The following is a 14,179-nucleotide window of genomic DNA, read 5'->3' on the forward strand; positions in this document are numbered from 1 at the left end:
ACAGTTTCTAACAGGTAAAGATAAATGAAGTTTTTAGAATAGAAAATAACCTATCCCAAGACTGAAACCATGAGGTTTGGATTTGAAATCTTTACTGATATTTGAAAGCCCCGTTTCATACCTGAGATCAACCGTGAAGTTTTTATAATCCATCCCAAGACCTCCTGTAATTCCAATATTGGATTTGTCGAACTTTTTGAAACCATCCTGAAAATTCTGAGAAGCAGATAAACTGTTGTTGAAAGCATAGCTATACACCCCGCCGGCAAACACTCTTAGATTCATGTCATCATTTTTTATGATTTTATATCCTACCACTACAGGAATATCAATGGCATTCCATGTCAGTTTTGCAGAACCTCCTTCCTTTATGTCGTAGGACGCTTTTCTTTTGTTGAATAGCGCTTCGCCTTGTACATAAAGGCTTCCGACATCGAATCTCGTCATGATCCCTGCCTGGTATCCGAAACCGTATTTTCCTTCCAAGGAAGAAGACTCCGTTGACGTTTTGGTAAAATTGGCTCCTCCTTTTACTCCAATGTGAAAAGCTGTTTTTTGTTGAGCCTGAGTATCCACAGAGCAAGTGATACACAATAAAAGAGCAGAGAATGCTAAAAATTGTTGTTTCATAATTTTATTATTGTTAGAAATTTGATACAAAACAACAATTCTTAGTGTGTAGGAAAAATTTTATTTGATGAACGGCAACAGAACGTTGACAAGTTGTATATTTCCATTGTGAACCTATAAAGAAAAAGATATAAAAGCATTATATTTAGGGAATAATATAATAATCGTGATCATAAAAAGAATTCTGTATTTATCGTGTTTCTCCATTGTACTTACGCTATCTTCCTGTGTTTCTTATGATAAAGAGGAGTATAAAATACTGAGCAAAGCCGTGGATGAATATGTTTATCCTTCCATAGACTCATTAGCGCTTAAAATTTTAAAAGAAAAGAATGTAAACTTCAGCAAGGCTGTTGATCTTGCTGAAAGAAGGATTGCCAAGAGTGAGCATTCCTTTACCATATCAGATACCTTATATCCCGCAGATTTTTCTGAAAATAAAGGTATTTGGGACGATCTGCACAACAGACTCTTCTTTTATGAAGTTAAAGATAGATCAGATAAACCGCTCGTGATTGATTTTAGTCAGTTAAAATTCAAAAGTAATATGAAGAGGATTTCCCAACCCTCTGATGACAGCAATTATATTGGGCATTACAAACTGCATAGGGTATTGTTTGATAAGAGATATGACAGGGCCATAGTTCAGATAGAGACTCCCCAACATAAGAAACCTCCGTACGTAATTTTGCCTTTCAAAAAGAAAGACGGGAAGTGGATTATGGAAAGTTTATATTAATTGGCTTATTTGCGCCAGCAGTTTCTTACCCATATTTGAGGTTAAAAATAAAAATCGGAAGTAAGAATACTTCCGATTTTCTATTACTAAAAAGGTTGTTCTTCACAGATAGAAGGAGGATTGCATCCGCCGCCGCCAGGATTTCCACCACCGCCTACAGCGATGCATTGGCCGGGATTTCCGTCTTCATACATTTCACACGCATATCCCCAGGCGCACTGGCAGTCGTCCTGACAATTATAAGAGTTGCCACCCATATGGCATCCTCCGATTCCGCTTCCTAAAATTTCAGATAAGTCTTTTCTTAAAAGTTTTTTCATTGTTTTCATGATAATTTGATGTTAAATGTTATTGTTTAAAATTGTACGTCCTTGTAAATATAATAAAATTGACTTAGATAATTGTAAATGAATTATATGCAGATATATTATGCAAAGAAAAACCACTACAGGAGTGGCTTTCTTACGATTGATAGATAGTGATCTTAGAAATTGAAATCCTTCTGATACAGCATATATTCTTTTTGGAAAAGAGGAATGGTTCCTTCATATCTTAAAGGGGCAATTCCAAAACCATAAAACATATCTGCCTGAATCTTACCTTTTACAGAAAATACTCCTTTTCTTTCAGGAATAAAAGTGAGTCCTAATGACGACAGAGCAGAAGCTCTTCCCCGTAAGCCGGAATTAGCAATAGGAATAGAAATAAACATCAGCCCGACAGCTCCTTTAGCCTCTAAGCCAGCTTCAGCAGATAAGGTACCTTCTACGCCCGTAACAGCAGGATCTGATCTCTTCTGCAGATTAATATTAATCGCTGGTGTTTTACTTACTAAAAAGTTGGCATTTCCTTCAAGATCCAAAAGTTGTCCCTGTACCTTTCCCGTTGCCTGCACTCCAAGAAATGGACCTGCAGAAATGGTAGGGCTTAAGATAAGTCCGGTAGGTCCTAAAACAACAGGCACAATAGGAATATTCAGGTAGTCTGTAGTATTGGCAGTGTAGCCAAGACTTCCGACAATAGTTGCCGTGCTTTGAAGTTGGATATCATCCATGATGAAGTTGACGTAAAAATTGGATAATTGTCCCCACGAAAATGTAATACTGTAATCAATTTTTGGAGTAAAACCACCTTTCACATTCACACTTGAAGCTCCAGCTGAAGATAGAGGAAATGAAAAGGTTTTATCAAAATTAAAACGGTTGAAAGCCACTGCTTTTTGTTGTTGCAGATTTTTTGCTTCAATAGAAAGGATTTTATTATTGATCTCCCGGGAAACCATCCCTTCTACGGGAACATAATTCACCATTTTCCCATTGATGCTGACAGGAGCTTTATCTGAAGGATCATACACACCGCTTAATGTTCCACTATAAATAAATTCTTCAAGCTTGGCACTCGAGGTCTGTACTGTGAACTGGTTGTTAGTTTTAGAAACAGAACTTACTTTTGAAAGGATGGTACTCACCTGATCTCCTTCTACTTTTGTACCCACAATAACAGTTCCTACAGAAATACTGTCTGTTTGTGGTGTCGTTTGGCTAAATGTAATTTGCCCTTCATTATGAGCAGAAATAGCATTCACCGATTCGTCATTCAGAATAATAACATTTTTTTGTAAAGTCAGGCTCCCCAAAGTTTTCATTTGAACAGACTCTGTGGGTTTTTCAACAGGAGCTTCCGTCGGATCATCCTGAGAACAAGACGTTAAGAGAAGCAAACAGAAAATAGAAAGAAGAAAAGAAAAATAAAATTTTCTGTTGATTTTGAAGTCATTAGATTTCATTTTCATAAGCTGTGATTTTAAGTTTCTTTCTAATTTAGAAGAATTATTTAAAGCTTACAAAAGAAATATATTAAATTACTGTCAATAACATAATGATTTTCAGTGAGATTTATATTTTATTCCTTTCTAATTATGATGAAATCTATACTTTATAAAGAAAGAAAAACCCGCTGCAATAAGAGCGGGTTGTAATATTATTTTTTAAAAGTGAATACTAAGGGGAGAGAAACAGTAGATGACACTGGCTTTCCTTTGTCTTCAGCAGGTTTCCATTTTCCATTTTCTCTGATTCGGTAAAAAGCAGCTTCAATGAATGAGTTTACATCCTCGTTACTTCCTTTTACATTGGCATCCAGAGCATTTCCTTTAGAATCCACCACAAAAGTCATCGTCACTTTATAAGCATCGGAATAAAAACCTAAGAAATCCAGATTAATTGCTTCAGATAATTGCTTTTGGAAAGCGGCTTTACCTTTATCATATTCTGCTTCTTTTGTCACTTTCGTTTTTACAGGCGGATCTTTGGCAATCACTTTTTTCTCTTCTTCGGAAACTTTATCAAGAGCCTCTTGGTAGGTCTTGATTTTATCCTCGGTAAGAAGCCACTCCAGCTTAGTTCTTAAATCATTAGGCTTAGGATACTTTTTATACAGAGCCGTTTTCTTTCTTTCGTATTTAGAATCTGCTCTCTGAAAATCAGAGATTTGTGCGCTTCCGAAAACAAAAGATAAAATAAATGCTAATGCCAGGAGCTTTTTCATTTTTTAAGCTTTTACGATATTAATAATTACTTCAGTTGCTTTTTCCATACTTTCCAAAGCAACATATTCATAAGGACCGTGGAAGTTGATTCCACCAGCAAAGATATTTGGGCAAGGAAGTCCCATGTAAGATAACTGAGCTCCGTCTGTTCCTCCTCTGATCGCTTTAATCTTAGGTTCAATACCCGCTTCTGTCATTGCTTTTGCAGCAAGATCTATGATGTGCATCTTACCTTCAAACTGCTGCTTCATATTTCTGTACTGTTCCTTTATTTCTACTTCAGCAGTTCCTTCTCCATGTTTTTGGTTGAATTCCGCTACTTTTTCCTGAAGGAATTTCTTTCTAGTTTCAAATTTATCAGCATCATGATCACGGATAATATATTGAAGTTTAGCTTCTGAAATATCCGCAGTGATATCCATTAAATGATAGAACCCGTCAAAACCTTTTGTTGTTGCCGGTGTTTCATTGGCAGGAAGGGTTTGGATAAATTCCGCAGCAAGTAGAGCAGCATTGATCATTTTTCCATAGGCATATCCTGGGTGTACGCTCAATCCGTGGATTTTAACTACCGCTCCGGCAGCGTTGAAGTTTTCATACTCCAATTCTCCAACTTCTCCACCATCCATTGTATATGCCCATTCTGCACCAAATTTTGCCACATCAAATTTGTGAGCTCCTCTTCCGATTTCCTCGTCAGGAGTAAATCCTACAGCAATTCTTCCGTGTTTGATCTCCGGATGTGCGATAAGGTATTCTGCAGCTGTTACAATTTCTGCACAACCTGCTTTATCATCGGCACCAAGAAGAGTGGTTCCGTCAGTGGTAATGACAGTCTGGCCTACATATTTTTTTAAACTTTCAAATCTTGAAGGAGATAGAGTGAATCCTGTTGCTTCATTCAATAAAAGATCACTTCCGTCGTAGTTTTCCCAAACCTGAGGTTTTACATTCTCTCCACTGAAATCAGGTGAAGTATCATAGTGTGAAATAAACCCAATTGTAGGTCTGTCATCATTTTCAAGGTTAGAAGGAATATATCCCATAATATAACCGTGCTCATCAATTGAAACATCTTCCAAACCGATTGTCTTCAGTTCCTCAGTGATGTAGTTGGCAATGTCCCACTGGCGGGCTGTAGAAGGAGTTGCCTCACTTTCAGCGTCGCTGGTAGAATATATTTTTACATAACTAAGAAAACGGTTCAGTAACTTTTCTTTCCACAATGGGTTGAATTCTATTGTACTCATCAGATTTATCATAAATTTTAACAAAGTTAGCAAATTTGATGCTCAGAATACGTTATTTGCGACCGAATATCAATTATTGAAATTATAAATCAGATATAAAACTTTGAAAATCAAAATAGTGTTAGATTTGTATGTACAGTATACGAAGTAGTTTAGTTTTATTATATTTGAGAAAATCAAAAAGTAAAAATGTTTCTTACAGAATGTCCTAGAGATGCCATGCAGGGATGGGGAGAGTTTATCCCTACCGATAAAAAAATAGATTATATCAACTCCTTAATGGATGTTGGGTTTGATGTATTGGATTGCCTGAGTTTCGTTTCTCCAAAAGCAATTCCGCAAATGGCTGACTCTGATGAGGTAGCAGAAAATATAGATAAATCCCGTTCCAATACAAAAGTTTCTGCCATTATTGGAAATTACAGAGGAGCGGAAAAAGCATTGAAACATCAATCGGTGGATATTCTGGGCTTTCCTTTTTCTATTTCTGAAACTTTCCAACACAGAAATACCAACAAAAGTCAGGAAGAAGCTTTTGATGAAGTTATCAAAATGCTAGAACTTGTAAAAGGTGAAGGAAAGCAGCTCAATATTTATTTTTCCATGGCTTTCGGAAATCCTTACGGAGAAATGTGGAAATGGGAAGATGTAGACCAATGGGCACAAAAGTTTTCAGATATTGGGGTAACGGACATTTTACTGTCGGATACAACCGGTGTAGCAACACCGGAAACCATTGCTCTTTTATTTGAAAAAATACCTTCAAAATATCCGGAAATTAACTTTGGAGGACATTTTCATAACCGTTATGAAGATTCCTATTCAAAATTGAAAGCGGCTTACGATAAAGGTTGCAGAAGATTCGACAGTGCCATCAAAGGAATCGGAGGATGTCCTATGGCGAAAGATGATCTTGTGGGAAATATGCCTACAGAGCAGGTCATCAACTTTATGAGTGTTGAAAAAGCAGATCATAAGCTAAACCTTCTGAATTTTGAAAGTTCTTATAACAAAGCGAAGGATATTTTTCATTTTTAAAATGAATCAATCTCATAGATAGAAAAGAGATCTGCTCAATCAGTAGAATCAGCGAGAAAAATCAATAGGAGCGGGCTTTAGCCCGCTTTACTATATAGAGATACAAATGGCTTTAGCCAAAACATAATTAAATTTCAACTCCAAAATCAACAAAATGACTCCAATAATTTCATCATCTGAACTCAAAAATATCCTTGCTGAAAATCTCATCATTCTTGATGCAAGAACCGGAAAAGACGTAAAGCAAAACTATCTTGACAAACATATCAAAGGTGCCCGATTTATAGATTTGGATACAGATCTGGCTGAAATAGGTGAAAATGCTGCTTTTGGAGGGAGGCATCCACTTCCTTCTGTAGAAAAGTTTGCTGAAACACTTTCAGACCTTGGAATTCCAGAGGGCGCTCATATTGTTGTTTATGATGATAAGAATGCTTCGAATGCAGCTGCTAGAGCATGGTGGATGTTAAAGTCTTTCGGTTTTGAAAATGTTCAGGTTCTTGATGGTGGAATGCAGGCTGCGGAAAAAGCTGGTGTAGAATTTTCTTCAGGAGAAGAGACATTTGATAAAGCTTCTGTAATCCAAAAGAATCAATGGAAATTACCCATCTCAAGTCTTGAAATTGTTGAAAATGACTTGAAAGAAGATTCTTCGACCGTTATTGATGTAAGAGATGCTTATCGTTATAACGGGGAATCTGAACCGATTGATCTGGTTGCAGGACATATTCCAGGAGCAATCAATATTCCTTTTTCTGAAAACCTTGATGAAAACGGAATTTTTTTACAACCTGAGATTTTAAAAGAAAAATATAAAAAGTTATTGGAAAATAAACCTGAGCATCTGATTATTCACTGTGGATCAGGAGTTACTGCGTGCCATACTATTTTGGCATTAGATTATGCAGGTTTTCCAATTCCAGATCTGTATGTAGGTTCGTGGAGTGAGTGGAGCCGAAGAGAAGGCAAAGAAATAGCAACAGAAATATAAAAGTAAAACCCCGGAAATCGTTCTGGGGTTTTATATTGTTAAAATTGATTAAAGCATTCCCAATTCAAACTTTGCTTCTTCGCTCATCATATCCTTGTTCCAGCTCGGTTCGAAAGTAAGTTCTAAATCAACGCTTTTTACATTCTCTACTTCGCCCACTTTATCTTTTACCTCTTGCGGAAGAGTTTCTGCAACAGGGCAGTTCGGAGTAGTAAGTGTCATTATAATTTTTACGTCAGCATCATCGGAGATCTGGACATCATAAATCAGCCCTAGTTCGTAAATATCTACCGGAATTTCGGGGTCATATACGGTTTTCAGTACACCAATGATTTCCTCACCAATGTCAGCAATTTGATCGTCTGTAAATTTCATTTTTTAATCTAGATTGATATTCCTTTTCAACAAATCTTCCTGACGCATACGCCGGAAAACATTTGCCAAAGTTAAGACATCTTTTTCACAATAATCAACAATTCTCTGCAAGTCTTTCTCTATGTAGTAAATTGATGAAACCATTGAGCCGTCAATATCATCCTTTGGAGTAGGAATACCAAAGACATGAGCCAGCAGTTCAAGGGATACAAAACTTTTATAATCTCCGAATTTCCACAGCTCCATTGTATCTATATGTGGAATTTCCCATGGCTTTTTTCCAAACATCTGAAACGGAGCCGGAGGCTGCATGCCATTAATGAGATATCTTCTGGCAATCCAAGGAAAATCGAATTCTTTTCCGTTGTGAGCGCAGAGAATAACATTATAAAGCCTGGGACTGTTGAAAATTTCACCAAATTCTTTCAGCATTTTCTTTTCATCGTGTCCGGAGAAACTTTTTATTTTCAGGGTTTCATTTTTTTCTACCATTCCGATGGTAATGCAGATGATTTTTCCAAACTCAGCCATAATACCGGCTCTTTCATAGAAATCTTCTGCAGAAATATCATCCTTTCTCTGAAATTTCGTTTTCTTATCCCAAAGGTGTTGTTCGGTTTCCGGGAGTTCATCCCAGGATCCGGCTTGAGGAACGGTTTCAATATCAAGAAATAAGACCCTTTCTAAAGGTATGTTCTGTATCATATGTGTTTTTTACTTTTATCCTAGTTGCATTCCGTTTTTGGTAGGCAATGAAGGGCTAATAAGGGTGACATCTTTTTTGTCTTCACCATATACTCCCAGCACAAGGCATTCGCTGAAGAAATTGGCAATCTGCTTTTTAGGGAAATTGACTACCGCTAAAATCTGCTTTCCTACAAGTTCTTCTTTTTCATAAAGAGTGGTAATCTGAGCTGATGATTTTCGAATTCCTAAGTCACCAAAGTCAATTTCAAGCTGGTAAGAGGGGTTTCTTGCTTTTTCAAAATCGTTTACGGCGATGATGGTTCCACATCGGATATCTATTTTTTCAAAATCTGCCCAGGTAATGTCTGGTTTTACTGTCATGATAATTGGTTGATTAAATGTTCTACTTCTGTTTTCTGTTCTGCATATTTCTGTTGTAATACTGAACCTTCACCCATTCTTTTATAATACTCCAAAGCTTTGCCGCCGAAGAATTTTTTATGAAAATCTGAAACTTCCGGAACCTGAGGAAATACTTTATGAAAAAGCATTTCATAATAGGCCTGGAATTCTCGTTCATTTTTGTCTTCAATAACCTGTCCGGGAGCTTTTTGCCTTACATGAAGCATTTCGTGGGCTACCATATTCAAAACCAGGTTTAGATCGAAATCAAATAAATTTCTTGGAATCATCACCGTTTGCGGACCACCTAATTCTCCTTCTGCTGTCAGAAGCATTGAGGTAGGTGAAAGTTCTTCCCTGAAACCAAACCCTGCAAAGTTTTCATGTTCCAGATTAAAAGAATGGATCAGGTATTTAGCCGCATCCAAAATCTGGTTGTGTTCTTTGTAGGCTTCAAGATGGAGATTAACCTGTTCGAAATTCATTTTGAATATGTTTGATAACAAATGTATTAAATTACATTTTAAATATTAATTTTGGAAACAGGAAAGTTGTAAAGAAACACCTGTAAAACACTAAATAAATGCAACTTTTCCACTTTTTATATAAGAGTAAAAAGGATAATGATACATACAGAAACCGAAATTTTGGGAAAAACTCAGCAGGTTTTAAAAGATTTGAAAGGAAAAAATTATACAGATTCATGTATCAATAAAATTTCTTTCAATAAAGAGAAAGAAGTATCAAGACCTGAGCGTAAAATAATAGCGGCATGGACAGTTTCTATAAAGGCCATATTTGACAATCTTGATTTTTTAACCCTTTGTGACGAAACCGGAGAACCATTGTATTATCAAAATTTTAACTGCAGAATAATGGAAATAGCAAAAGATGAAGCTGGAAAATATTTTAGATTAACAAAATAAATTCAATCTATTCTTAAAGGGAGTTTTCTTTTCAAGATCAAGCACAACATAAAATCAGCCCGGAATTTATTCCGGGCTGATTAACAAGATTAAGTGTAAAATTTAGCCTTTAAGGGCAAAAAGGATAATTCAAATGATTAAAGATTTTTATTGATGCTTAATCTATGTTTAAAGGAATTGATAATAACGGAACTTTATTTTTGTAAGCCATAATCGCCGTTTTGCTACGGTGGAAAATAGATTCTACAAGATTGTATTTATAAGGAACCATTGTCAGAAGATCAGGATTCGTAAGTCTTACTTCTTCTTCGATAGCCTTGATCACTTCTATGGCTTGGATCATTTTAAAACTGTATTTAATATCATTCAGATCGTATCCGGAGTTCAGATCATGGTCATGAATGACCTCTGTGAAATCTTCCAGACTTTCACTTACGTTGAAGATCTCAATTTCAGAATTGAATGCATTGATAAAATAATAGATGTCATTCATAGCAGACCAGGTCATGCTTTTGTGGGTATCATAAGCAAAGAGAATTTTTCGGATTCCCGTATATTCAATATGGGAAGGAATTATAAGGACAGGCTTTTTAATCCTGTGTATAGCTTTGCTGACCGTATTTCCCAACAATCTTTGTTCGAGCGTTTTTTCAGCCATTCCCAATACAATAAAATCACACATAATGGTTGAAATACATTTTTCCAGCTCTTCTATAAAACTTCCTGAGGCCAGATAATATTCAGTTTCAATAGTGTATAATGTATTGATTTCAGAAGCTTTTCCAGCCAGTTTCTTTTGATTTTTAAAGGTCTGTTCATAGAAGAAATCTGCTGATGCCTGGGCATTCAATGCATGAATAGACACTGTTTGAAGGTTGAAAAGAACGATTTTATAGTTGTTTTCTTTAGCCAGAGAAGCTGCGTAATGGGTGGCGTTTTCAGCTTCCTGGGAAAAATCTGTGCAGACAATTATTGTTTTCATTGTACCGGATTTGATCCTGCAAAACTATCATACAAAGAGATATCCTTTCTTTAAAAATAAAGTGACATTGCATAAAATGGTGATGAAATGTACTTTTGAGGTGATGAAGCGTTGCGATTCATTTTAAGTCTTCTATTTAACGTTTCATCGATTGTTTTGGCGGTCTCGTTTAAATGATGGATATCCCATAGAAAATCTATTTATATATTTACAATCATAAATTCCCGCATATGAACAGGATTTCTAAAATCAGGAAAAAAATTGTACGGAATAAAAAAATACTCTCTACCATGAAGAGAAGGCTGGTGATCTGGACGGTAGCGATCATCACATTCTGTCTGTTTTCCTACTTGATCAATCCTTTTGATCCCCTTTGGGAGGGATATTTTGACTCTCCATGGCAAACCATTGTGGAAGATTTATTGTGGGTATTTTTCTTTTCAGCTATCATTTCTGAGGTAAGTATTTCTATTGATGGAATTCTCAACAGACTGCTTCCATGGAGAAACAGGACCGTGAAAAGACTTTTGATTCAAGGAGGTCTTCAGATCATAGGAAGTATTCTGATGGTAATTGTCATCAACTTTATTATTGAAAGTACCTCGGAAAGTCTCCCGGAAATGGATTCCCGAAAAGAATATACTTTGCTGGGACAGTGGGTGGCAACAAATATTATTATCTCTCTTATTATCAGTGCATTTAATACCGTGGATTATCTTTTGGCAAACTGGAAAAAAACAGCTGTAGAGGCTGCTCAACATAAACTGAGGGCTTCAAAACATAAACAGGCCGCAATGGCCGCAGAACTTCAGGCCCTTAAATTACAGATTGACCCCCATTTTATCTTTAACAACCTGAGCGTGCTCTCTGAACTTATTCTCGAAGATCAACAATTAGGATATGAATATTCGGAGAAATTTGCCAGAGTATACCGCTATCTGCTCGTTAATTCCAAAAAAGATATTATTGCCTTAGAAGAGGAATTGAAGTTTTTAGAGTCCTATATCTTTCTGATTGAAAAAAGAATCGGAGAAGGTGTTGTATTTAAAATAGATATTGAGGAAGAGTATAAATCGATGTATACGCTGCCTTTATCATTGCAACTATTGGTTGAAAATGCAATTAAACATAACCAAACCTCAAAATCTAATCCGTTAAGAATAGAAGTTTATACACTTCCTACCAAAGAACTGGTTGTTTCCAATACCGTTTTACCGCTCATTAATAAACCGGATTCCTCAGGAGTTGGGCTTACCAATATTATTGCGAGATATGATATTCTGGGATATACAAAACCCATTATAGAAAAAACTGAAAATCAATTTACCGTAAAACTTCCCCTGATATGAAGCTGAACAAAATTTTAATTATCGAAGACGAAAAACCTAATGCAGACAGATTGAAAAGACTTTTGCTGAAACTAAGACCCAATGCAGAAGTTGTAGCGGTAGAAGATTCTATTATTTCATCTGTTCAATGGCTGGAAAATAATGCTGCCCCGGACATGATCATGATGGATGTACGCCTTGCAGACGGATTAAGCTTCGAAATATTTAACAAGTTTGAAATCAGAAGTCCTGTGATTTTTACAACTGCTTATGATGAATACGCTGTTCAGGCATTTAAATACAACAGCATAGATTATCTTCTGAAACCCATTGAAGAAGAAGAACTTGATATGGCGCTGAGACGCTACGAAACCTTTATAGAAACAGTTCCGTTTGTAGGAACGGCAATTGAAGGTCTTTTAAACTATATTCAACCCAAAGATTATAGAAAACGTTTTCTTATTGCTCACCGTGATGGTTATAAAACAGTTTTGGCGGAAGATATCCTCTATTTTTATACAGAACTGGGGATCAGTAAGGCGATGCTGAACACCGGTATCGTTGAAAATGTTCCCCAAACATTGGAAGAACTGGAAAAACAACTTGATCCTAAGTTCTTTTTCAGAGCCAACAGGCAGTTTATTATTCATATAGACTCTGTAAGACAGATTTCCAACCACTTTAATGGGAAACTGAAATTGGAGCTTCGAAAGCATCCTGAAATGGAAGTGATTGTAAGTAGAGAGAAAGCTTCCATTTTTAAATCCTGGATGGATTATTAATACAATAGAGAATAAAAACAGAAAGTAAAATTATAATTGTCAGGAATATACCAATCCTTAATTATTTATATATTCATACCCAAAAAGAGACTTGCTGAAAGCCTCTTATCTTCTTGCGCCCTAAAACATGATACCCATGAAATATCTTGCGTCTTCGCGATTTTCTAGCAACCTCCAAATTCTCTACTTCCTCAGGTTCCAAAACATCAAAATCAATAAAAATCCAGACTAAAACCCTCTTTTCCTTTCATTTTTCCTATCATACGCTTCACCTGCGATTAATTACGCTTCACCATATTTTCAGATGAATGTCCTTACTATATGAGCTTATTTTGCCACTGTAAAATTTAAAAGCAAATGTTATGAACTACAGAAAAGGATATTGGGTTCTTTCACTCACCGCAGCGGCAATACTTTATTCCTGCGGCTCTGGAAACGCACAGGAAAATACCCAACAAATGCAGGCGCTTCCTACAGACTTTATCCAGATGAAATCAGGAGATGCAGATGTAGCAATGGGATACCCCGGAAGCATAGAAGGACAGGATAATGTGGATATCAAAGCACAGGTGACAGGATATCTGGAAGCAGTATACATTAAAGAGGGGCAATACGTCAATAAAGGACAGACATTATTCAGAATTAATCCTTCTGTTTATAATGAACAGGTGAATACCAATGAAGCAGGGCTGAAAGCGGCTCTGGCTGCTCAGGAAACAGCAAGACTAGAAGTTGAAAAGCTAAAACCTCTTGTGGAAGGAAAAGTAGTTTCTGATATGCAGTTGAAAACGGCACAGGCAAGTTATAAAGCTGCTTCTGCACAGGTTGCGCAGGCTCAGTCTTCATTAGGTTCTTCCAAAATCAATGCTAACTTTACTTATATCAAAGCACCCGTTAGCGGGTACATTGGAAGAATTCCCAATAGAATAGGAAACCTCATCAGCCCTTCTGATGCTTCTCCGCTTACAACCCTTTCCAATATACATACGGTAAACGTTTACTTCTCTATGAGTGAGGCCGATTTTATTGCACACAGTAAAGTCGCAGCCGCAGGTAATGGTTCAGAAAATGTAGAATTGATACTGGCAGACGGATCTACTTATTCTCTACCTGGAAAACTGGAGAATGCCAGTGGAAATTTCGACAGAAATACAGGAAGTATTCAAATGAAAGCCGTCTTCCAAAATCCGGACAAATTACTGAGAGCAGGAGGTACTGCAAGAGTAATGATTCATAATGAACTGAACGGAGTGATTAAACTTCCAAAGACTTCAGTAAAAGATATCCAGGATAAATTCTTTGTATATAAACTGGACGGAAAAGACAAAGTGAAAATGACTCAGATTAAAATCTCAGGAAGTACCTCTGAAGATTACTTTGTAAAAGAAGGCGTGAACACAGGAGACAAAATTGCGGCCAACAGAATTGATGCTCTTACAGACGGAGCATTGGTTGTTGCTAAAGTGATGCCTTCTAAATAGTTGTATAAACATTCTTACAA

General features: G+C 36.5%; 17 protein-coding genes. 7 read left to right on the forward strand and 10 right to left on the reverse strand.

What is annotated here, in order from left to right; all coding sequences use genetic code 11:
- Positions 1-33: 33 nt before the first annotated feature.
- Positions 34-630 carry a porin family protein gene (locus ACQ76T_RS14220; RefSeq protein WP_431343962.1) on the reverse strand — a complete coding sequence of 199 codons (597 nt, stop codon included), beginning with the start codon at positions 628-630 and terminating at the stop codon, positions 34-36.
- A gap of 166 nt (positions 631-796) precedes the next feature.
- On the opposite strand from ACQ76T_RS14220, the gene ACQ76T_RS14225 reads away from it, so the two are divergent.
- Positions 797-1,369, forward strand: coding sequence for a hypothetical protein (locus tag ACQ76T_RS14225; RefSeq protein ID WP_431343963.1), 573 nt, complete (start codon positions 797-799; stop codon positions 1,367-1,369).
- 86 nt (positions 1,370-1,455) lie between these two features.
- On the opposite strand, the gene ACQ76T_RS14230 is transcribed toward ACQ76T_RS14225, so the two are convergent.
- The 4 genes from ACQ76T_RS14230 to pepT all read right to left on the reverse strand — a co-directional run bounded on the left by ACQ76T_RS14230 (position 1,456) and on the right by pepT (position 5,167).
- Complete coding sequence (locus ACQ76T_RS14230) at positions 1,456-1,689, reverse strand: hypothetical protein (protein ID WP_431343964.1); 234 nt, start codon at positions 1,687-1,689, stop codon at positions 1,456-1,458.
- 164 nt (positions 1,690-1,853) lie between these two features.
- Entirely contained in the window at positions 1,854-3,161 is a 1,308-nt protein-coding gene (locus ACQ76T_RS14235) for a hypothetical protein (protein WP_431343965.1), read from the reverse strand.
- Between the two features lie 188 nt (positions 3,162-3,349).
- Complete coding sequence (locus tag ACQ76T_RS14240) at positions 3,350-3,916, reverse strand: energy transducer TonB (protein ID WP_431343966.1); 567 nt, start codon at positions 3,914-3,916, stop codon at positions 3,350-3,352.
- Positions 3,917-3,919: 3 nt separating this feature from the next.
- Positions 3,920-5,167 (reverse strand): peptidase T, encoded by a 1,248-nt coding sequence (gene pepT / locus ACQ76T_RS14245; RefSeq protein ID WP_431343967.1) that lies wholly within the window; start codon positions 5,165-5,167, stop codon positions 3,920-3,922.
- 189 nt (positions 5,168-5,356) lie between these two features.
- Here pepT and ACQ76T_RS14250 point away from each other — a divergent pair, with 189 nt between their 5' ends.
- Both ACQ76T_RS14250 and ACQ76T_RS14255 read left to right on the forward strand, forming a co-directional pair.
- The gene (locus tag ACQ76T_RS14250; RefSeq protein WP_431343968.1) at positions 5,357-6,205 is read left to right on the forward strand and encodes a hydroxymethylglutaryl-CoA lyase; all 849 of its coding nucleotides are present in this window, start codon (positions 5,357-5,359) and stop codon (positions 6,203-6,205) included.
- 154 nt (positions 6,206-6,359) lie between these two features.
- The gene (locus ACQ76T_RS14255) at positions 6,360-7,196 is read left to right on the forward strand and encodes a sulfurtransferase (RefSeq protein WP_431343969.1); all 837 of its coding nucleotides are present in this window, start codon (positions 6,360-6,362) and stop codon (positions 7,194-7,196) included.
- Positions 7,197-7,244: 48 nt separating this feature from the next.
- Here ACQ76T_RS14255 and ACQ76T_RS14260 read toward each other — a convergent pair whose 3' ends face one another.
- Genes ACQ76T_RS14260 through ACQ76T_RS14275 form a run of 4 tightly spaced genes read right to left on the reverse strand, consistent with a single transcriptional unit; the run spans position 7,245 to position 9,145 of the window.
- A complete protein-coding gene (locus ACQ76T_RS14260; RefSeq protein ID WP_089693143.1) occupies positions 7,245-7,571 on the reverse strand; it encodes an SUF system Fe-S cluster assembly protein in 327 nt (108 codons plus the stop codon).
- A gap of 3 nt (positions 7,572-7,574) precedes the next feature.
- The gene (locus ACQ76T_RS14265) at positions 7,575-8,276 is read right to left on the reverse strand and encodes a 3'-5' exonuclease (protein WP_431343970.1); all 702 of its coding nucleotides are present in this window, start codon (positions 8,274-8,276) and stop codon (positions 7,575-7,577) included.
- A 15-nt stretch (positions 8,277-8,291) separates the two neighbouring features.
- Positions 8,292-8,639, reverse strand: a complete 348-nt coding sequence (locus tag ACQ76T_RS14270; protein ID WP_431343971.1) for a tRNA-binding protein — start codon at positions 8,637-8,639, stop codon at positions 8,292-8,294.
- Positions 8,636-9,145, reverse strand: coding sequence for a hypothetical protein (locus ACQ76T_RS14275; protein WP_431343972.1), 510 nt, complete (start codon positions 9,143-9,145; stop codon positions 8,636-8,638). The genes ACQ76T_RS14270 and ACQ76T_RS14275 overlap by 4 nt, the downstream gene beginning before the upstream one ends.
- Before the next feature lie 138 nt (positions 9,146-9,283).
- Here ACQ76T_RS14275 and ACQ76T_RS14280 point away from each other — a divergent pair, with 138 nt between their 5' ends.
- A complete protein-coding gene (locus ACQ76T_RS14280) occupies positions 9,284-9,586 on the forward strand; it encodes a hypothetical protein (protein WP_431343973.1) in 303 nt (100 codons plus the stop codon).
- 157 nt (positions 9,587-9,743) lie between these two features.
- On the opposite strand, the gene ACQ76T_RS14285 is transcribed toward ACQ76T_RS14280, so the two are convergent.
- Complete coding sequence (locus tag ACQ76T_RS14285) at positions 9,744-10,568, reverse strand: universal stress protein (RefSeq protein ID WP_431343974.1); 825 nt, start codon at positions 10,566-10,568, stop codon at positions 9,744-9,746.
- A 290-nt stretch (positions 10,569-10,858) separates the two neighbouring features.
- Here ACQ76T_RS14285 and ACQ76T_RS14290 point away from each other — a divergent pair, with 290 nt between their 5' ends.
- The 3 genes from ACQ76T_RS14290 to ACQ76T_RS14300 all read left to right on the forward strand — a co-directional run bounded on the left by ACQ76T_RS14290 (position 10,859) and on the right by ACQ76T_RS14300 (position 14,159).
- A complete protein-coding gene (locus ACQ76T_RS14290; protein ID WP_431343975.1) occupies positions 10,859-11,917 on the forward strand; it encodes a sensor histidine kinase in 1,059 nt (352 codons plus the stop codon).
- The gene (locus ACQ76T_RS14295) at positions 11,914-12,678 is read left to right on the forward strand and encodes a LytR/AlgR family response regulator transcription factor (RefSeq protein WP_431343976.1); all 765 of its coding nucleotides are present in this window, start codon (positions 11,914-11,916) and stop codon (positions 12,676-12,678) included. The genes ACQ76T_RS14290 and ACQ76T_RS14295 overlap by 4 nt, the downstream gene beginning before the upstream one ends.
- A gap of 362 nt (positions 12,679-13,040) precedes the next feature.
- Complete coding sequence (locus tag ACQ76T_RS14300; RefSeq protein ID WP_431343977.1) at positions 13,041-14,159, forward strand: efflux RND transporter periplasmic adaptor subunit; 1,119 nt, start codon at positions 13,041-13,043, stop codon at positions 14,157-14,159.
- The last annotated feature ends 20 nt before the right edge of the window (positions 14,160-14,179 follow it).

Origin of the sequence: Chryseobacterium sp. JK1, assembly GCF_050632815.1 — a bacterium.
In the GTDB taxonomy this organism is placed as follows: Bacteria; Bacteroidota; Bacteroidia; order Flavobacteriales; family Weeksellaceae; genus Chryseobacterium.